Annotated in this window: 17 protein-coding genes; 1 reads left to right on the top strand and 16 read right to left on the bottom strand. The window is 33.0% G+C overall.

Features of this window, described 5'->3' with window-relative positions; genetic code table 11:
• Positions 1-27 precede the first annotated feature (27 nt).
• Positions 28-2,043, top strand: coding sequence for a HAMP domain-containing sensor histidine kinase (locus tag QZ357_RS07685; protein WP_290774212.1), 2,016 nt, complete (start codon positions 28-30; stop codon positions 2,041-2,043).
• A gap of 52 nt (positions 2,044-2,095) precedes the next feature.
• On the opposite strand, the gene QZ357_RS07690 is transcribed toward QZ357_RS07685, so the two are convergent.
• From QZ357_RS07690 to QZ357_RS07765, 16 genes are all read right to left on the bottom strand, one after another.
• Positions 2,096-5,521, bottom strand: coding sequence for a pyruvate carboxylase (locus tag QZ357_RS07690; protein WP_290774214.1), 3,426 nt, complete (start codon positions 5,519-5,521; stop codon positions 2,096-2,098).
• Positions 5,522-5,740: 219 nt separating this feature from the next.
• Positions 5,741-6,991, bottom strand: a complete 1,251-nt coding sequence (locus tag QZ357_RS07695) for a glutamate-5-semialdehyde dehydrogenase (protein ID WP_290774216.1) — start codon at positions 6,989-6,991, stop codon at positions 5,741-5,743.
• 7 nt (positions 6,992-6,998) lie between these two features.
• A complete protein-coding gene (proB, locus tag QZ357_RS07700) occupies positions 6,999-7,784 on the bottom strand; it encodes a glutamate 5-kinase (RefSeq protein ID WP_290774218.1) in 786 nt (261 codons plus the stop codon).
• 117 nt (positions 7,785-7,901) lie between these two features.
• Complete coding sequence (locus QZ357_RS07705; RefSeq protein ID WP_366934140.1) at positions 7,902-8,933, bottom strand: alcohol dehydrogenase catalytic domain-containing protein; 1,032 nt, start codon at positions 8,931-8,933, stop codon at positions 7,902-7,904.
• A gap of 174 nt (positions 8,934-9,107) precedes the next feature.
• Positions 9,108-10,133: a recombinase RecA gene (gene recA / locus QZ357_RS07710; protein WP_290774221.1), complete on the bottom strand. Its 1,026-nt coding sequence runs from the start codon at positions 10,131-10,133 to the stop codon at positions 9,108-9,110.
• Positions 10,134-10,202: 69 nt separating this feature from the next.
• Positions 10,203-11,438 carry a competence/damage-inducible protein A gene (locus QZ357_RS07715; RefSeq protein ID WP_290774223.1) on the bottom strand — a complete coding sequence of 412 codons (1,236 nt, stop codon included), beginning with the start codon at positions 11,436-11,438 and terminating at the stop codon, positions 10,203-10,205.
• Positions 11,439-11,721: 283 nt separating this feature from the next.
• A complete protein-coding gene (uvrA, locus tag QZ357_RS07720) occupies positions 11,722-14,538 on the bottom strand; it encodes an excinuclease ABC subunit UvrA (protein WP_290774226.1) in 2,817 nt (938 codons plus the stop codon).
• Between the two features lie 207 nt (positions 14,539-14,745).
• Positions 14,746-15,912 (bottom strand): aminotransferase class I/II-fold pyridoxal phosphate-dependent enzyme, encoded by a 1,167-nt coding sequence (locus QZ357_RS07725; protein WP_290774228.1) that lies wholly within the window; start codon positions 15,910-15,912, stop codon positions 14,746-14,748.
• Positions 15,913-16,092: 180 nt separating this feature from the next.
• On the bottom strand, positions 16,093-16,464 hold the full coding sequence (locus QZ357_RS07730; protein ID WP_290774231.1) for an Hpt domain-containing protein: 372 nt from the start codon (positions 16,462-16,464) through the stop codon (positions 16,093-16,095).
• A gap of 197 nt (positions 16,465-16,661) precedes the next feature.
• Positions 16,662-17,495 (bottom strand): prephenate dehydratase domain-containing protein, encoded by an 834-nt coding sequence (locus tag QZ357_RS07735; protein ID WP_290774233.1) that lies wholly within the window; start codon positions 17,493-17,495, stop codon positions 16,662-16,664.
• Between the two features lie 168 nt (positions 17,496-17,663).
• Entirely contained in the window at positions 17,664-18,056 is a 393-nt protein-coding gene (rpsI, locus tag QZ357_RS07740; protein ID WP_290774236.1) for a 30S ribosomal protein S9, read from the bottom strand.
• A 10-nt stretch (positions 18,057-18,066) separates the two neighbouring features.
• A complete protein-coding gene (gene rplM, locus QZ357_RS07745; protein ID WP_290774238.1) occupies positions 18,067-18,507 on the bottom strand; it encodes a 50S ribosomal protein L13 in 441 nt (146 codons plus the stop codon).
• Between the two features lie 153 nt (positions 18,508-18,660).
• Entirely contained in the window at positions 18,661-19,395 is a 735-nt protein-coding gene (gene truA, locus QZ357_RS07750; protein ID WP_290774241.1) for a tRNA pseudouridine(38-40) synthase TruA, read from the bottom strand.
• A complete protein-coding gene (locus QZ357_RS07755; protein WP_290774243.1) occupies positions 19,395-20,210 on the bottom strand; it encodes an energy-coupling factor transporter transmembrane protein EcfT in 816 nt (271 codons plus the stop codon). Before QZ357_RS07755 ends, truA begins: the two co-directional genes overlap by 1 nt.
• Positions 20,211-20,225: 15 nt before the next feature.
• On the bottom strand, positions 20,226-21,065 hold the full coding sequence (locus QZ357_RS07760) for an energy-coupling factor transporter ATPase (RefSeq protein WP_290774246.1): 840 nt from the start codon (positions 21,063-21,065) through the stop codon (positions 20,226-20,228).
• Entirely contained in the window at positions 21,056-21,889 is an 834-nt protein-coding gene (locus QZ357_RS07765; protein ID WP_290774248.1) for an energy-coupling factor transporter ATPase, read from the bottom strand. Before QZ357_RS07765 ends, QZ357_RS07760 begins: the two co-directional genes overlap by 10 nt.
• Positions 21,890-21,978 lie beyond the last annotated feature (89 nt).

Raw genomic sequence — 21,978 nt, forward strand, 5'->3', positions numbered from 1 at the left:
CAAAATATTTAAAGGTGGTATGGGGAATTGGATACAAAATTGAAAAATATTAAAAATGACAAACACTTAACCTATCATATATTGTTGATAATTGCTATTATGATTACATTTACTTTATCCTGTGGCAATATTGTCGACTTTATAAAAAACGAATCATATAAAAACTTAAGCAAAGAAGGATATCTTACATCTTCAGATTATGGGGAAAAATTGGATGAGATACATGCATATATAAACAACTCTCTATATATACCCTACATCAATGCTCATGATGAAGGGGTAAAAAACAAAGATTTAACAAAAGTAATAAAAAAACAAACTCAAAATATAAGAGAAAGCTTAAAATTGGATATTATATCAAATTACGGATCTGAAGTATCTTATTTCGTTGTCGACAACAATCTGGGGGAAGTATATACAAACGTAAATATAAAAAGCGCTGAAGACTTTGCGAAAAACTACAATAAAGACGGATTTACTTATATTTCAACAAAAAATAATTTAACGGAAACATATGTAAACAATAAGAAAAAATTATTAAATGTTTCATACAATTTATCAAATAATTTTGATATGGAAAACAATGAAAATTCATATCTAAGAAATTATTTAAAAGAGCCGACTGTAATGATGTCAGTAAATAATGAATTCAGTGAAAGCGGATATTTCAAAGACAACTCGGAGTATTTCAAAAACACTGCAAGATTTTCGGTCATAGGTATTATATTACTGCTAACATTGTTAATTTATTTATTAAAATTATTAAAAAATAAATTTGGAATAGAAGAAAGTTGTAAGCTAATCGCTGAGGTATTTAATAGTATTTTTATAGAAATAAAAATACTTGCAATATTACTCATATATAATAATATCTTCTCACCAAAGTGGATGATTGTCGGAGGAATATTTATATTCTGCCTTTATTGTGCGATTAAGTTCGATAACGACAACCTACTGAAATCAAGTATTTACAAAAAAATACACGAACTTTATCAAAACAATCAAGTTATGGCAGAATTTAGCAAAAAAGTACAGTCAAGAATAGTCTTTACAATAACAAAATGCGTAATATCCGGAGGCATTGCCTTGTTTTTATTATTCCTGTTGGCTACAGGATTGGCTTCTTTCGGCGAATTTATAACAGCTTTATGGCTTATTGATATCGCGTATCTGTTCTATTCAATATTCAAATTGTACACTTACTCAATAAAAAGCATAAAAGACATCGATGATGTTTATAATTATACGCTGGCACTTGGTAAAGGCGAATTTAAAAATGAAATCCATCTAAGTGAAAACAGTTATTACAAAGAAATTGAATACAATCTCAATACTTTAAATGAACATATAAAAGAAACAGTCGAAGAACAGGTAAAAAGTGAAAAAATGAAAAGTGAGCTTATTACAAATGTATCTCACGATTTAAAAACCCCTCTCACATCAATCATAAACTATGTGGATTTAATGAAAAGGGAAAATATAAAGCCTAATAAAGCCAAAGAGTATTTAGATATACTTGACATAAAATCGCAGAAACTGAAAAAACTCGTAGAAGATATATTCGAAATATCAAAAGCCGCAAGCGGAAATATAGAGCTCAAAAACGACAATATAAATTTAAAAAGTATATTAAATCAAAGTGTGAGCGAATTTACTGACAGTATTGAAGAAAACAACCTTGAAATAAGAATGAACGCCAAAGATGATATATTCGTTTATTCAGACGGAGAAAGACTTGGAAGGGTTTTGGAAAACTTAATTCAAAATGCCGTTAAGTACTCTCTTAAAGGAACAAGAATATATATTGATCTTGAAGTTAAGGAAAATACTCCTACAATTGCCATAACAAACATATCAAATTATGAAATGAACTTCACAAGTGAGGAGATTTTACGAAGATTTGCACGTGCGGATAAGGCAAGGGATTTGGATGGATTCGGTTTAGGACTTTCAATCGTTCAAAGCTTCACAGATTTAATGAATATAGAATTTAATATAAACATTGACAAGGATTTGTTTAAGGCAACGTTAAAATTCCGTTAATTGCATTATAAAAGGTCATAAAGAATTAACTTTATGACCTTTTTAATTTAATTTATTCAAGTTCAATCAATAGCTGACCTGCTTTTACACTGTCAAGTTCCTGAACCAATACATCTTTTATAACTCCGTCACAAGGACAAACCACTTCTGTTTCCATCTTCATAGCCTCTACAACACAAACAGCTTGATTTTTCTTTACTTCTTCACCAATTGCCACGTTCACCTTTATAACAGATCCGGGTATAGGAGAACCTATGTGTTTCTCATTCTTCGGATTTGCCATTTCGACAACTTGGTCCGTAGTTTGATTTATAACAAAATTTGGATCGGTAATATATAAAGCTCTTCTAAATCCATCCACTTCATAAACCATACGTCTCTTACCGTCAGGATGGGTATTTCCTATTCTTACAAGTTTTATAACATGGCTTTTACCCTCTCCGAAGAATACCTCTGTTTCTTCACCTTTAGCAAGTCCGGTAAAGAATGCATCCGTAGGCATATATGTAAGATCTCCGTAAGTTTCTTTAAATTTCAGATAATCCTTATATACTTTAGGATATAAAGCAGCAGAAAGTACCTGTTTGTCATTCAAATCCATATTAAATTCTTCTTTGAATTCTTTTCTTATTTTATCAAAGTCTTCGTCAGGAAGAAGTAAACCAGGTCTTTCGGTAATAAAGTCAGCACCTTTAAGAACAACTTCTCTTAATTTTTCATCAAAGCCCCACTCAGGCTGACCTATCATTCCCTTAAAGAAATCTACCACACTGTCAGGGAACGCTAAATCTTTTCCTTTTTCGTATATATTTTCTTTATCCAAGTCATTTTGAAGCATGAATATAGCAAAATCGCCTACAACTTTTGAAGTCGGCGTAACTTTTATTATATCGCCCAAAAGCTCGTTCGCCTGTTTGTATTTATCAAGAACATCTGTAAACCTGTGTCCTAAACCAAAACTTTCTACCTGTGATTTAAGGTTGCTGTATTGACCACCCGGCACTTCATACTTATAGATTTGTGTCGTTCCTGTTTTAAGTCCCGATTCAAAGCCGGTATAATATTTCCTTACCTTTTCATAATAATCATTTACGATTTGTATTTCGTCAAGATTAATCTTACTTTCTCTAGGAGTGTTTTCAAGAGCAGCCGCAATAGAATCAAGAGATGGCTGCGAGGTAGTACCACTCATTAAAGATACTGCACCACTTACAATATCAACTCCTGCGGCACTTGCCATTAACATACTTGATACACCGTTACCCGCAGTATCATGAGTATGGAAATGTATAGGCATTTTCACTTCATCTTTTAATGCTTTTACAAGTCTCATTGCAGCAGCAGGTTTCAAAAGGCCCGACATATCTTTAATGGCAAGAATATGAGCCCCCATAGCCTCAACTTCTTTTGCCTTTTTCACATAATAATCAAGTGTATATTTTGTTTTAGTTTTATCCAAAATATCGCCGGTATAACAAATTGCAACTTCTGCAACTTTACCGAGTTTTAAAACTTCCTCAACAGAAGGTTTAATTTGATCAAGCCAGTTTAGAGAATCAAAGATTCTGAAAATATCAACTCCGCTTTTTGCACTTTGCTTGATAAATGCTTTTATTACATTATCAGGATAATTTTTGTATCCTACTGCATTTGAACCTCTAAGAAGCATTTGGAATAAAATATTTGGAATCATCTCTCTTAAAAGTTCAAGCCTTGACCATGGCGATTCTTTCAAGAAACGATACGATGTGTCAAATGTAGCCCCTCCCCAAAGCTCAAGGGCATACACATCTTTTTCATATCTGCTGACGCTTTCTGCAATTTTAAGGAAATCATTTGTCCTCATTCTCGTTGCAAAAAGAGATTGCTGAGCATCACGCATAGTAGTATCCATAAATAAAAGTTGCTTTTCATCTTTTATCCATTGAACGAGTCCCTCAGGACCTTTTTCATCCAATATTTGCTTTGTACCCGTTAATTTAGGAACATCTTTATAAATAGGTACTTCAATCTTCGGTATTATTTCTTTATCTTTGCTTCCGTTCTTTAACGTTACTTCAGAAATATATGTAAGTATATTCGCAAGCTTATTGTCGAATTCCTTAATGTTGAATAATTCCGGATGATCTTCTATAAAGTTTGTATTGCAAATACCTTTTTTAAAATCCGGATGTTCAAGAACATTTATAAGGAAATCTTTATTTGTTGAAACTCCTTCTATCTCATGTTCTTTTAAAGTTCTTATCATTTTTTTTCTTGCTTTGTCAAAATCTCTTGCGTATGTGGTTGTCTTAACAAGAAGACTGTCAAAATAAGGTGTTATTTCAGAACCGGCAAACCCATTGCCTCCATCCAATCTTACCCCAGGACCTGCACCAGTTTTATATACACTTATTTTTCCGGTATCCGGCATAAAGTTATTAAGTACATTTTCGGTAGTAACCCTACACTCTATCGCAGCACCGCTCATCTTTATATCGTCTTGAGACTTAATATTTATCTCACTGTCAGAAAGTTTATATCCTTGAGCAATTAATATTTGAGCCTGAACCAAATCTACGTTTGTTACAAGTTCCGTAACGGTATGTTCAACCTGAATTCTCGGATTTACTTCCATAAAATAATGTTTTTCATTTTCATCAACCAAGAATTCAACCGTTCCAGCATTGGTATATCCTACATGTTTTGCCAAGTTTACAGACTCTTCACATATCGCTTTTCTGGTCTCTTCGGTTATTGACTGAGAAGGTGAAAACTCAATTATTTTTTGGTGTCTTCTCTGAATGGAACAATCTCTTTCATATAAATGTACAATATGACCATATTCATCCGCTAATATCTGTGCCTCAACATGTCTTGGAGAGCGGACATATTTTTCGATAAACACTTCCCCGTTGTTAAATGCTTTTTTTGCTTCTCTTACGGCAGATTCAAACTGACCTTTTAAATCTTCTTCTCTTTCGCATACTCTCATACCTCTGCCGCCGCCGCCTGCGCTGGCTTTTATAATAACGGGATATCCGATTTTTCCGCTTATTTCTTTTGCTTCCTCTACGTTATCCACCTTTACACCGTCAAGTACACTTACCCCTGCTTCTATCGCAGCATTTTTTGCGTTTACTTTGTTACCGAGCAGTTCTATAACTTTTGAATTGGGACCTATAAATTTAATACCGGCTTTTTCGCACTCTGCGGCAAAAATTGGATTTTCAGACAAAAAACCATATCCGGGATGTATTGCATCAATATTCTTTGCTTTTGCAAGCTCTATTATCGCTTCTATATTTAAATATGCATCCGTAGGTGAATTTGTACCTTTAATCAAATAAGCTTCATCAGCTTTATTTCTGAACAAAGACAATTTATCTTCTTCACAATAAATACAAATAGCTTTCATACCAAGCTCTTGTACGGCTCTTATAATTCTAATGGCAATCTCACCACGGTTCGCTATTAAAACTCTTTTAAATTTTCTCATATTAGCCTCCACTCTTCCATTATATTCATAATATTATACTAAATTTTCAGACATTTTAAAAGACTTTTGTAAATATTATTATAAAAAAATATATATTTATTAATTATTATTAATATTTATTCATTTCTAAGAATTCTCTCATATTCTTAGAACAATCGAATGTTACCTTTAAAAACACTTAAAATAACTGTAATAAAAAAACAGCTTTAACGCTGTTTTTTATTCTCTTATTTGTCCGTTACCAGTTATAACATATTTTATCGTGGTCAATTCATTTAACCCCATCGGACCTCTCGGTAAAGTTCGCTGAGTGGCAATACCTATTTCGCTTCCAAAACCAAACTCTTCACCGTCGGTAAATCTAGTCGATACATTTACATATACACACGCACTGTCAACTTTAGATGTAAAAAGATTCATATTTTCTATATTATCGGTAACAATGCACTCAGAATGTTTCGTAGAATACTTATTTATATGATTGATTGCCTCTTCTATGTTTTCAACAACCTTAACCGCAATAATATAATCATTATATTCTGTTTTATAATCATCTTCCGAAGCTTTTTTAGCTCTTTTGCCAAGAATCTTGACGGTCTTTTCATCTCCTCTGAACTCAACATTATGCTCCTTCAATTTGTTATATATTAAAGGAAGCAGTTCATCAGCCTTTTTCTCATGAATAAGAAGTGTTTCGAGAGAATTGCAAACGCTTGGTCTTTGCGTTTTTCCATTGTCGGTTAAATTTACAGCCATATCATCTCTTGCATATTCATCTATATATATATGGCAATTCCCGGCTCCGGTTTCGATAAAAGGAACCGTTGCGATATCTTTTATAGATTTAATAAGTCCGGCACTTCCTCTCGGTATCAAAACATCTATATATTCCGTAAGCTTTGCCATTTGAGAAACATATTTTCTGTCAGTGTCAGAAACCAGTTGTATCGCATCATGATTTATTCCTACTTTCTTAAGAGCACCTCTCATAATCTCTACAAGCTTTGTATTTGTATTAATTGCTTCTTTGCCGCCTCTTAATATACATGCGTTCCCCGACTTTAAACATAAACATCCTGCATCCACTGTAACATTCGGTCTGGATTCGAATATAATGCCGATAACTCCGTAAGGAACTCTCTTAATAACAATCTCCATACCGTTCGGTCTTTTCGAGCCCCCTGATATTATCCCCACAGGATCCTTAAGGTTAATTACTTTATCTATTGAATTTGCAATATTTTGAATTCTTTGTTCATCAATAAGCAATCTGTCTATCATAGACTCTTTCATTCCATTGATTTTTGCATTTTCAATATCTTCCCTATTGGCCTTTATAATTTCTTTTGAATGTAAAATCAGCTCGTCTTTAATACTTAATAAGCCTTCGTTCTTTTTGTTTGTATTCAAATCGCTTATACTTCGACTTGCTATTTTAGCTTTTTTACCCAAACTTGTAATACTGAACATTTTTATTTTACCTCACTTTAAATAAAGTTCCCTTATTATCTCCGTCAAACAAACTATATAAATCATTGGGATTTTCAGAAGATAGAATCACCATATCAAAATTATTTTCAAAAGCAATCTTACCTGCTTTTATTTTTGTAATCATTCCCCCTGTTCCAAGATCATTTACAGCATCTTTACAACAGTTCACTATATCGTCAGTAATCTCTTCAATTACTTCTATACGCTTTGCACTCTTATTTTTCTTCGGATTATCCGTATACAAACCGTCTATATCCGTTAGTATAACCAACAAATCGGCATCTATTAAAGAACTTACAATTGCAGATAAAGTGTCATTATCCCCAAATTCAAGCTCTTCGGTACTTACTGTATCATTCTCATTTACGATAGGAATAACATTATACTTTAACAACTTTTCAAAAGTGTTGTATATATTACAAACATCTCCGTCTTCACCTATAACATCATTAGTCAAGAGAACCTGCGCAACATTATGATTATACTCCGAAAACAATTTGTCATATAAATACATAAGCTCACATTGTCCTATTGCCGCTAGTGCCTGTCTTTGAGCTATATCCCCAGGCTTTTTATTAAGGCCGAGTTTTCCCATCCCTACGCCTACAGCACCAGATGATACCAAAATAATATCTTTACCTGAATTTTTAAGATCCGAAATCACTTTAACAAGGTGCTCAACTCTTCTTATATTTATATTTCCCGTTTTATGAGTAAGGGTAGACGTACCTATTTTAATTACTATTTTTTTTGCTTTTACAACGTTTTCCATTTTATGTCCTTATAAAATATTTTTATTTATTATATAACAAAACTTTATGTAAAGTAAACAATACAACCGTATTTACTTTATATACAATCATGTTTTATATATTTTTTATATTGTAAATCAATATGTAATAAAGTTTTTAATTACATTTCCTTCATGATGATTCATCAACGCTTCCTTTACATTTTCAAGTTTATATTCATTATAAAGAAAATCTTTTTCATCAATCACTTTCATTTTTAAAAGCTCAAAAGCTTGATTAACATAAAAAGGAGTAGTATGATACAGTCCTTTTATTGTAATTTGTGAATAATGAAGCAATTTCGTATCCACAACCAACTCTTCGCCCGCTTTCGTTCCTCCATACAAAAGAGCAAATCCTCCCGGTCGAACCATGTTTATTGACATTTCCCAAACCTTTACACTTCCGGCAGCTTCAACAGCACAGTCAACGCCTCTGTTTTCAGGGGTTAGTGCTTTAACTGCCTCAACTTGGTTTTCAACTTCTTCTATATTCACAACATCATATGCCCCGAGTTTCTTTGCCGCATCTAATCTGACTTTACTTTTATCACAAGCGATAACTCTTGCTCCTTTAAGATAAAGAAGCTTTATAAACATCAGCCCTGACGGACCGCATCCGTTTACAACAACATAATCCCCCTGTTCAACGGGAACCTGAGATACCCCGTATACGGCGCAGGCAAATGGTTCTAACAACGCAGCTTGCTTAAAACTCATATCTTCCGGTATTTTAAACATATTTTGTTCCACGATTTTTGCAGGAATAAGCTGATATTCACTGAAGGCACCGTTCTTTAAATTATTACTGATTAAATTTTCACACATCGAATGTATACCTTTTTTACAGTAATAACATTCATTACATGGTGCAGAATTATGCGCAACTACTCTGTCACCTACTTTAAATTTACTCACTCCTTCTCCTACACTGTCAACGATTCCGCTTGCTTCATGTCCTATATTGTAAGGAGGTGTATGCTTCGCATATCCTCTTATATAACTCTTTACATCAGAGCCACATGTAAGAGAAACCATATTTTTTATTAAAACTTCACCTTTTTTAGGTTTTGGTTTTTCGCATTCTACAATTCGCAAATCTCCCGGTTCATATAACATTACTTTTCTCACTGATTCGTACCTCACTTTATTTTAATTAATTATATTTTATCACTATATATAAACCTTGTCATTAATTATTTATTTTGACCGTATAATAAATATGTCATTCTCGTAAAACTTTATACCTCTAATAAAATATGAATAAATAAAAAAGAACAGCAAAAGCTGTTCTTTTTTATTTAATTATTCAGTTATATCATTTGTATCTTCATCTTCATGAACTCTTCCCAATACTTCATCAAGCACAAGATTTTCAATAATCTTAGCAGTTTCGGGATTATCGGCCAAGAACTGTTTTGCTCTGTCTCTTCCTTGTCCTATTTTCTCGTCATTATAAGAATACCATGCTCCGGCTTTTTTGATAATACCGTATTTGGCAGCCATATCGACAATATCACCTTCTCTTGATATTCCTTTACCGTACATAATATCAAATTCCGCAACTTTAAATGGCGGTGCAACTTTATTTTTAACGACTTTAACTTTTGTTCTGTTACCTATAATATCCTGTCCGCTCTTTATGGAATCTATTCTTCTTACTTCAAGTCTAACCGAAGAATAAAACTTTAAAGCTCTTCCTCCGGGTGTTACCTCTGGATTTCCGAACATTACCCCAACTTTTTCCCTAAGCTGATTTATAAATATAGCGGTAGTATTTGATTTGTTTATCGCTCCGGCAAGCTTTCTTAAAGCCTGTGACATAAGTCTTGCTTGAAGCCCCACATGACTATCCCCCATATCTCCTTCAATTTCAGCCTTAGGAACAAGTGCCGCAACAGAGTCGACAACCACAACATCAATTGCCGAACTTCTTACAAGAGCTTCTGTTATTTCAAGAGCTTGTTCTCCCGTGTCAGGTTGAGAAACAATAAGCTCATCTATATTAACTCCCAGAGCTTCTGCATATACAGGATCAAGAGCATGCTCTGCATCTATAAACGCAGCAACTCCACCCGCTTTTTGAGCCTCCGCCACAACATGCAGTGCAACGGTGGTTTTACCTGACGATTCAGGTCCGTAAACTTCGATAATTCTACCTCTTGGAAGCCCCCCAACCCCAAGAGCAGCATCCAATGAAATTGATGAGGTTGAAATTGCATCAATAGTCACTGTCGGTTTATCTCCGAGCTTCATAACAGCTCCTTTACCGAAATTACTCTCTATATTTCTCATTGCAAGCTCTAACGCTTTTTCTTTATCTGGATTCATTATATAGTGTCCTTTCAAACATTTGTTCTTGTATAGTATTATACATTTACTTTATAAATTAGTCAACCGTTATTTCATTATTTTTAACATATTATTTATAGCATAATATGCACTTCTCATTTGAACTCTTTTTCTTTCGCCTGTTATATTATAAAGCTTACTTGTAACTTTTCCCTTATAATAAAAACCCATATATACTGTTCCGACGGGTTTTGTATCGGTTCCTCCGGAAGGCCCTGCTATGCCGCTTATGGATATGGCAACATCGGTATCAAAACGCTCTGCACATCCCAACGCCATTTCTTCAACACATTCAGAACTGACTGCACCGTATTTTTTAAGAGTTTCTTTACTTACTCCCAAAAGAGAATGTTTAATATCATTTGTATATGTAACGGCACTACCCATAAATACATCACTTACACCGGCAATTTCCGTCAAATAACTGGCAAGAAGTCCACCTGTACAAGACTCGGCACAAGAGAATGTAAGCCCTTTGATTTTTAATACATCAACTAATTTTTCCGGCAGGGTTTCACCTTTTACTGAATATATATATTCACTGAAGTTATTCGTTATTATATCGTCAACTTTATCCAGATTTTCAACGGCATGCTTCAAATTGTCAGCCTTTGATACAGCTTTAACTTTAACACCGCTGTCATTAAAATAAGTATTTACATTCACACCTTCAATGTCCGGAAGCAAATCTCTTAATTTATATTCTATTTCCGATTCTCCTATACCGGAAGTCATATAGTCCTTTACCGCAAAAAATTTATTTAACTTATTCATTAAATACTCTTTAATATGTTTATAGTACATATTAGTATTTTCTCTTGGAGGACCAGGAAGCATGACTATCATTTTATCATCAATCTCAAGCAAAGCTCCGGGAGCAGTTCCTCTGTCATTATCGAGTATCTTTGCGCCTCTTGGGAATAGAGCCTGTCTGTAATTATTAGGAGTTAAAACATAATCTTTACCTTTTCTTATAAAATAATCTTCAACATGTTTTCTTGCTTCTTCGTTTTCTTCCAAGGGTCTGTTTGTTACTTTAGCAATAGCTTCTTTAGTCATATCGTCCAAAGTAGGACCGAGTCCTCCTGTCGTAATAATAAGATCACTTATTTTTACGGCATCATAAAACGCCCCCTCAACCATATCTTCATCATCGCTTACCACTACATGCTTTACTACTTCAATACCTATTTCCGTAAGCTCTTTTGCAAAGAATGTTCCATTGGAATTGAGGACATCTCCGCATAAAACTTCATCACCTATGCACATTATTGTTGCTTTCATCTTTTTCTCCTTATAATATTACTTATAAAATAAACATTAAAATATAACATCTTAAAATATAATTTAAATATTTAGAATTAAATTTTTTGCCATTTGGGCATTATCATTAACACTTATAATGTATTTATGTATTTAATTATACTATTTATAAGTTTATATTTACAATAAAAAAATCAAATAAAAATTTAACCTAAAAACATTTTAACCTATTAGCCCGACTAAATAAATTTATATTACCTAAAAAATAAAACCGAGGAATAAACCCTCGGTTAAACATATATTATCAATTTTTCAACATATCTTTAAGATACTGCCCGGTATAACTGTTTTTTACTTTTGCAACTTCCTCTGGAGTTCCCGTAGCAATAATTCTTCCGCCTTTATCACCACCGTCAGGTCCTAAATCAATTATATAATCGGCACATTTTATAACATCAAGATTATGTTCTATAATTAAAATCGTATTACCGCCTTCCCTGAGTTTATATAAAACATCAAGAAGTTTTTTTACGTCTTCCATATGAAGTCCGGTTGTCGGTTCATCCAGGATATACAAGGTCTTTCCTGTTTGTCTTTTAGACAAATAAGTGGCAAGTTTTATTCTTTGAGCCTCTCCTCCGGATAAAGTGGTAGAAGGTTGTCCAAGCTTAATATAACCAAGCCCTACATCATACAAAGTCTGAACCTTAGATTTGATTGAAGGTATATTCTCAAAGAACGTCAAAGCCTCCTCAACACTCATATCCAGTACTTCCGAAATATTTTTACCTTTATATTTAATTTGAAGAGTTTCTTCATTATACCTTTTTCCCCCGCAAACTTCGCAGGGAACGTAAACATCCGGGAGGAAATGCATTTCTATTTTTATTATACCGTCTCCCTTACAATTCTCACATCTTCCGCCTTTAACATTAAAGCTGAACCTTCCTTTTTTATATCCTCTCATTTTTGCTTCATTCGTCGTAGCAAAAACATCTCGTATCATATCAAACATTCCCGTATAAGTTGCAGGATTTGACCTTGGAGTACGCCCTATAGGAGATTGATCAATATCGATGATTTTATCCAAATACTCAGCGCCTTTTATTTCCTTATGCTTACCGGGTCTTTCCAAAGAGCCTAAAATATGTTTTCTCAATGATTTAAATAGAATTTCATTTACAAGAGTACTTTTTCCTGAACCAGATACACCTGTAACGCATGTCATCTTACCTAACTCAATCTTAACATCTATATTCTTAAGGTTATTTTCCTCAGCACCTATAACTTCAAGAAATTGTCCGTTTCCTTCTTGTCTTACCTTAGGAACTTCTATTTTCTTCCTTCCAGAAAGATAATCTGCGGTAATTGAAGCTTTGTTATCTATTATCTCTTCCAAAGTCCCGCTGGCAACAACTTCACCCCCGTGAATACCCGCTCCCGGACCAATATCCACAATATAATCGGATTCTCTCATTGTATCTTCATCATGTTCCACTACTATTACCGTATTGCCTATATCGGTCAAATCACGGAGTGTTTTAAGAAGTTTGGAATTATCTTTTTGATGCAGACCTATACTTGGCTCATCCAAAACATACAATACCCCCGATAGCTTAGAACCTATTTGCGTTGCAAGCCTTATTCTTTGGCTTTCTCCGCCCGAAAGAGTCGAAGCGGCTCTGTCTAGAGTCAGATAATCCAGTCCGACATCATTTAAAAATCCAAGCCTTGATTTTATTTCTTTCAAAATAAGCTCTGCTATTTTTGCTTCATTTTTTGTGAGCTTAAGATTATCTATAAAATTTTTACAGTCCTTTACCGACATTTCTGTCAGTTCAATAATATTCAGTCCGTTTATTTTTACTGAAAGAGAATTGGGGTTAAGCCTTTTCCCTTTACATGCATTACAGGTAATGCTCGACAAAAACTTACCGAATTTCGCTTTTATATATTCACTGCTGCTTTCAAAATATCTTCTTTCAATATTATTGATTATTCCTTCAAATGAAACTTCTCTTTCTCGGTATCCTCCAAAGTGAGAATTAAAACCTATTTTTATTTTTCCCTCATCTCCATATAAAAGAGCATTCATAAAATTTTCGCTTGCTTCTTTTAAAGGCTTGTCCATTGAAAAATTATATTTTTCCACCAATGTTTTTATTATAACGGAATAATAAGTCCCGTCATCCCCGCTGACAAAATTGGATAATGCGCCTTGGTTGATTGAAATATCCTTATTAGGAATTACCAAATCGGGATCAATTTTTTGGTGATAACCTATGCCGTTACATTCCATACACATCCCAAAAGGAGCATTAAAGGAAAAGTTACGTGGTTCAGGCTTATCCATTGCTATTCCACAGTCCATACAGGCAAATTTTTCGGAATAAAGCTTATCTTCGTCGTTAAATTTACAAATCACCAAACCATCCGTAAGTTTTAAAGCCGTTTCAACAGAATCTGTAAGCCTTGTTTTGATACCTTCTCTTACTTTTAATCTGTCTATTACAACGTTAATGGTATGCTTTTTATTTTTGGAAAGTTTAATAGAATCATCAAAATCAATTAATTCTCCATCTATAAAAGCTCGTAAATAACCGTCCTTTTTAAGATGCTCAATTAAATTTTTATGAGTCCCCTTTTCTCCTCTGACAACAGGAGCAAGAATTTGAATTTTCGTTCCTTCTTCAAATGACAATATATCCTTTATAATGGTATCAATACTTTGGCTTTCAATCTTTTTGCCACATTTCGGACAATATGGTACGCCTATCCTCGCATACAAAAGCCTAAAGTAATCGTAAATCTCGGTAACAGTACCGACGGTGGAACGGGGATTCCTGTTCGTAGTCTTTTGGTCTATTGAAATAGAAGGACTTAAACCATCTATACTCTCAACGTCCGGTTTATTGGTCTGTCCAAGGAATTGTCTTGCATAAGCGGATAAACTCTCTACATATCTCCTCTGTCCCTCCGCATATATTGTGTCAAAAGCCAAGGAAGATTTTCCGGAACCAGAAAGTCCGGTAAAAACTATAAGTTTATCCCTTGGAATAGTCAAATTTATATTTTTAAGGTTATTTTCTTTTGCTCCTCTTATAACGATTTTATCTGCCATAATACTCTCCTTTTCACATTAAACTGATATTATCATAAAAATTTTTTAATTACAATAAAGAGAAAATTTTTCCTTATTCTTTTTATTATTTTACATATCATTTTTACGGTGATTTGATATTATTTATATACATTAATTATTTAATAAAACCCATAGAATAAATAAAGAGGTATAATATCAGAATTATACCTCCAAAATAAATTTTTATTACTTTAAAATCCCACTTTTATCAATATTTAAAATTGCTTTTTTTATTTCTTCCTCATCTTGCACAAGTGCCATTCTAACATAACCTTCACCCGAAGGACCAAACGCACTTCCGGGAGTAACCAAAACACCGGTTTTATCCAAAAGATCAAAACAGAACCTTTCGGAAGACAAATATTTGTCAGGAATTTTCGCCCATACAAACATTGTTGCAGCGCATCTTGGTATATTCCAGCCTATCTCGCTTAATCCGTCACAAAGAATATTTCTTCTGTTTTCATAAGCTTTTTTAGTTATATTCACACAAGATTGATCTGAAGTAATAGCGGCAACAGCTGCTTTTTGAATGGGTAAAAACATACCGTAATCCATGTTTGATTTTAATGTCGACAAATTTCTTACCACATCTTTGTTGCCTATGCAAAAGCCAACTCTTGCCCCTGCAAGACCGTAAGTTTTAGAAAGAGAATTAAACTCTACTCCGACATCTTTTGCACCTTCAAAACGCAAAAAACTTCCGCATTTCTTACCGTCAAACACAAGTTCGCTGTAAGCATTATCATGAAGAACTATGATATCATATTTTTTTGCAAAGTCGATTAATTCTCTATAAAAGCTATCCGGTGCAACTGCTGTCGTCGGATTATTGGGATAAGACACTATCATCAATTTTGCTTTTTCTCTGATATTTTCCGGAACCTTATTCAAATCTATAATATAGTTGTTTTCTTCTCTTTGAGGCATATAGTATACCTCTCCGCCGGCAAGTTTTGGTCCGTCTGCAAATACAGGATAACAAGGATCAGGAACAAGCACAACATCACCGGGATCTATTATAGATAGTGCTATATGAGCAAGTCCTTCCTGAGAACCAAGTAAAGATATAACTTCACTTTCCGGATCAATTTCAACATCATACCTTCTTTTATACCATAATGCAACAGCTTGCTTTAATTCTTCTTTATCATTTAAAGGATACAAATAGCTGTCCAAATCTGAAGCCTGATTAATCAAAGCATCTATGATATGCTTCGCCGGCGGTATATTCGGAGCACCGACACTTAAATCGACAACATGCATACCTTCTTTTATTTTATCCGCCTTTAAATTAGCAAGCTTAGAAAAAATCCCTTCTGAAAACATATTCATTCTATTTGCAAATTTCATTAATATTCCTCCTGCTTGAATACTTGCTATAAATTATATTTTAATGTCAAATTATGACATCTATCTATTATATTCAATAAAACATAATTCGTTAAAATAAATGGCATATATATTACCATATATAAATCAACTGAAACACAAAAACTTTATCCTAATGTACATTTTTGATTTTAATAAAAATTATTGCATTTTTTTACATAAATTAATAATGCTTAATACGTTTTTATATTCTTCTTCCAACTTTAATATATCATCATCCAAACAATAATCTTTATTTCTGCACTTTAATACTATATCATTGCAAATAGCAAACAACCTCGTTAAAGAGAGATTACCGCTTATGCCTTTTAATGTATGGATAGCAAATTCAACCGCAGCAAAATCGCCCTGTTCATAAGCTCTTATTCCGTTTGTAAAATTTTCATCAAAAGGTATTTTAAATAAAAACTTTATATATAAATCCATATTATAAGAAAATCGTTCCATAGCCGATGTAATATCTATATTTTCACTATGTAACGACATTTCTTTCATTACTTTTTCAATATTCATCCAAATCCCCTATAAAATTTAATATTATCTAAATAAAAGAAACAACAACTGTTTCTTTTATTTTTTTCCTATATAATTATATAATATTATACGCAATTAATAAGCTGCCTGGCATATATAACACTGAATTTATTTACTTCAGAATACTTACAAAATCAAATACAAAACGATAAATCCATATAATGCACAACTTGCAATTAATCACATATATTATAAAATCCCAATATTTTTAAACCGTAGTTTTTATTAATTTCCGACAATACAGATAAAATAGTTTCTTTTTGTTTATATTCTCCGCTTAACTCAATATAAAAATTGTATTTTCCCATGTCAACTTTCGTGGGTCTTGACATAATCGCAACCATATTAATCTTATTAACCGAAAATTCTTTCAATATATCATACAGTATCCCCGGTCTGTCTTCTTGAGGCATGATATAAAGTGAAACTTTTAATAATTTGCCATTTTCTATATTTTGAACATAATTACCCTTTTCTACGACAATAAAACGTGTAAAATTATTAGCTGAATCGGTGACATTATGAATTTTTAACTTAGCCTTTGAATGCTCAACCATATGACAAGGAATTATTGCAGCATCCCCTGCACTTCCACTCTCCACAACATTAAAAGATTCCATATTGCTATTCGTACCCACAACCATAACATTGCTTAAAGAATCGATAAAAGTCCTGCATTGTCCGTTTGCTTTAAATTGCACATACAGTCTTTTTATGTCTTTTACATCCTCTACATTACCTATTAAAGCAAATTGAACAGGTACACTTATTTCACAATTTATATGTATATCCATTTCAAGTAAGAGGTCCAGTGTTCTTTGAACAAATCCGTCGAGCGTATTTTCTACCGGAATTATACCCAAATCACAATCTTTACCTATGCTGTGAAAGGTATCGTCTATGGTGTTGTAATATATTTTTTGCAAATGTTTATTATTTTTATTTATGTATTCAGTTGCCGCATTATCACTGAATGTTCCTTTTGGACCAAGCACAGCTATTTTTTCCAAATTACTTATCTCCGTTAAACCTAGTTAATTTTATTAATTAAAATATACTAAAAAATAAATATTTATCTTTAAAATGATAACAAAAAAACATAGTTAATTCAAGGTAGCTTTTTATAATGATATAAAAAAGACAAAGCAAAACGCTTTGTCTTGAATATATATAATATACTATCTTTTTGAGAATTGTGGAGCTTTTCTAGCTTTCTTAAGACCATATTTCTTTCTTTCTTTCATTCTTGAATCTCTAGTTAAAAATCCTGCTTTCTTTACTTCTTTTCTAAGATCAGGATTTTCAGCAACTAAAGCTCTTGAAATACCGTGTCTTATTGCTCCGGCTTGACCAGATATACCACCACCGTATACATTAACGCTGATATCAAATTTATCTGAGTTGTTAGTCAATACCAATGATTGTCTTGCGATTAATTTAAGTGTATCATTACCGCCAAAGTATTCTTCAATATCTCTGCCGTTGATAGTTATTTTACCATTACCTTGTTTTAACACTACTCTTGCAACAGAATTTTTTCTTCTGCCTGTAGCCATAACTTGCTCTGCCATCTATTCCCTCCTACTTTATATTAAGTACTTCAGGTTTTTGTGCTGCATGTTCATGTTCACTTCCTGCGTATACTTTTAATTTCTTTAATTGTGCTCTTCCAAGTTTATTTTTTGGAAGCATTCCTTTAACTGCTTTTTCGATTACAAACTCAGGTTTATTAGCAATTAAATCTTTGTAAGCTACTTCTTTTCTTCCACCTGGATATCCTGTATGTCTGTAATATTTTTTATCTAATAATTTATTTCCAGTAAGATGAATTTTTTCTGCATTAATTACGATTACATAATCCCCAGTATCAATATTAGGTGTGTAATATGGTTTATTTTTACCTGTTAATACTTTGGCAACTTCACTGCATAGTCTACCAAGTGTTTTGCCTTCAGCATCTACTACATACCATTTTTTATCAATTTGTTGGGGTTTAGCAATACCAGTTGACTTTGTTAACATTTCGTTAAACCTCCACAATACGTATAATATTTTTATTTAATCATTTGCTATATCAAGTGCACGGGGCTAACGATACACATAAAATAGCTAGCTTATATATTTTAGATTATTTTCCCTTTTATGTCAACATTTTTTTCGCATTATAAGCCAATTTTAGTAAAAAACTTTGCTTAAATAAAGTCCTTCAGCCGGAGCCGTAACATTTGCCATATCTCTGTTCTTACTTGTAAGAATCTCTTTTATTCGATTTTCTTCAAAACGTCCCCTGCCGATGTCGATTAAAGAAGCAACGATAATTCTGACCATATTATATAAAAAACCGTTACCTCTTATTTTAAAAATAATCAGATCATTTTTTTTAATAATGTCAACACTGTAAATCTCTCTGACAGTGCTTTTTACATTGCTTCCGCTTCCCATAAATCCTGCAAAATCATGAACCCCGACCAAATCTTTGCTTGCTCTTTGCATTTTTTCAATATCGAGTTTATAAAAAACGTGGGTGGCTCTGTTTTTAAATAAAGGATTCATTATACTTCGGTTATATATAACATATATATATTCTTTTCCCTTTGCACTGTATCTGGCATGAAAGTCAGAATCTTTTTCCTTGGCATCTATTACTCTTATATCTCTGGGAAGAAAAGAGTTTATTCCATATGGTATCTTCTTAATATCAATATTTGAATTTGTATAAAAGCTTGCGGCTTGTCCAAGAGCATGAACTCCGCTGTCTGTTCTACCGCTTCCGAATAATTTTATATCTTCTTTTACCAATTTTTCTATAGCATTTTTTACCTTACCCTCTACACTTATACCGTTGTTTTGCATCTGCCAACCGACATATGCACTACCGTCATACTCTATTGTAAGAAGAATATTCCTCATTATAAGATCCCCTTAATATACAAAATATTTGTCACTATAACGAATATAACCATAAATATGCCATATGCATATGCGTAGGTGTCCGATTTTGTATATCGAAGCTCTTTCATTCTCGTTCTGTCAGTACCGCCTCTGTAGCATCTTGCTTCCATTGCAAGAGCTAAATCTTCAGCTCGTTGAAATGCCGATAGAAAAAGAGGGATAAGAACAGGAATAAAGGCTTTTGCTCTTTTTATAACATTGCCACTTTCGAAATCGGCCCCTCTTGATTTTTGAGCATTTATAATTCTGCTCGTCTCTTCCATTAAAGTAGGAATAAATCTAAGCGCTATGCTCATCATCATAGAAAGTTCATGAGCATATCTTTTTATAAAAGGTACCCTTTTCATCAACATCTCCATGCCATCGGTAAGTGCTATCGGAGAAGTAACCAATGTCAGCAAAGAAGTTCCGGTTACCAACAATATAAGCCTTACTGCCATTAAAATTGCATTATGAAGTCCCTTATCCGTTATTTTTAAAAATCCTATTTGATATAAAATGTTCCCCGGAGTCATAAACATATTTAGACAAACGGTAAACAATATTATCAAAATTAAACCTTTAAGCCCTCTTATTAAATAATTAACAGGAACTTTCGATATCATGACAGGTATCATAAGCAAAATAAACATACCTAAAAATCCAATAAAAGACTTAACCAAAAACAAAAAAATCATATATATAAAAGTAACAAAAATTTTTGTCCTCGGATCTAGATTATGTATTACAGAACCGGTAGGATAATATTGACCTATAGTAATATCATTTAACATACTTTCATTATTTCCTTAAATTATTTTCTCTATTTCTTTAACTACATCATCAAAAGTAAACAATTCGGTATTTACTTCAAGACCTTTTTCTTTAAGTTTTAATATTAATTCTTTACCCTCAGGTATACTTAAACCAATCTCTTTAAGTAATTTATCCTGATTGAAAACATTTTTTGGAGTATCGAACAACTTAAGCTCTCCTCCGGAAAATACCATAATCTTACTTGCATATTCACAAACATCCGTCATTGAGTGAGAAACCAAAAACGTTGTAAGATTATTGTCTTTATGAAGCTTATATATATTATCAAGTATTTCTTTTCTTCCAACAGGATCCAAACCGCTGGCAGGCTCATCAAGAATCAATATATCGGGATCCATAGCGATAACTCCGGCAATGGCAACTCTTCGTTTTTGTCCTCCTGAAAGTTCAAAAGGAGACTTATCCTTATATGTCTCAAAATCTAAACCTACCATCTCCATTGCTTTTCTCACTGTACCGTCAATATCATCCATACCAATATTTTTTGGACCGAAGGCAATATCTTTATATATCGTCTCCTCAAAAAGCTGATACTCCGGATATTGAAATACCAATCCAACTTTGGAACAAATATCTTTCATCAATATACCTTTTTGATTGATATTCAACTCATCCAAGTAAATTTCTCCCGATGTCGGTGTTAATAACCTGTTGATATGTTGAATCAATGTTGATTTTCCACTGCCTGTATGCCCTATAATCCCAACTAACTCTCCGTTTTTTACTTCAAAGTTAATATTTTTTAATGCTTTAAATTCAAATATACTGTTCTCAGAATAAGTATGGCACAAATCAATAACCTTTACTGACATATTTCCTCCACTAATTCATCTAAAGTAAGAATTTTATCATTACTTATTTTACCCTTTTTCTTAAGCTCAAAAGCTATTTTTGTTGCATAAGGCGGCTCAAGCATTAATTCTTTTAATTTATCCCCCTTTGAAAAAACTTCTCTTGGAGTACCTTCAAAAACCTTTTCGCCTCTGTCTAGAATAAAAACTTTATCCGCATCCACAACTTCTTCCATATAATGAGTAATCAATATTACGGTAGTACCCTTTTTATTTAATTCCTTTATCGTATTAATAACTTCTATTCTTCCCTTTGGATCAAGCATTGCAGTAGGTTCATCCAAAATAATACACTCCGGCTCCATAGCAAGTATACCGGCAATGGCGATTCTTTGTTTTTGCCCACCCGATAACTCATGGGGTTTTTTATCTTTAAATTCACTCATTTGCACACTTAAAAGAGAATTATCCACTCTATTTCTTATCTCTTTCGGATCTATACCCAAATTTTCAGGTCCAAAGGCAACATCTTCTTCTACTATAGTTGCTACCATTTGATTATCGGGATTTTGAAATATCATCCCCGCCTTTTGCCTTATCTCCCAAATTTTATCTGTATCCTTTGTGTTCATCCCGTCTATTATAATTTCTCCCTCATGAGGAATAAGGATACCGTTTAAAAGCTTTGCAAGGGTTGATTTTCCGGATCCATTGCGCCCTATAATACCAACAAAATCTCCTTTATTAATCTCGAGTGAAACATTTTTTAATGCTTCAACAGTTACGTTTCCTTCATTGTCTGTATAAGAATAGTTTAAGTTTTTTATTTCTATCATTTTATCCATATTAAATCTCTCTCGTATGTAAATATTATAAATATACATTTACTTAAAATATAAATTTAAATATCAAAATATTTATTTATAATATCTCT

The sequence above is a fragment of the Anaerofustis sp. genome, from assembly GCF_019420015.1.
Lineage (GTDB): Bacteria > Bacillota > Clostridia > Eubacteriales > Anaerofustaceae > Anaerofustis.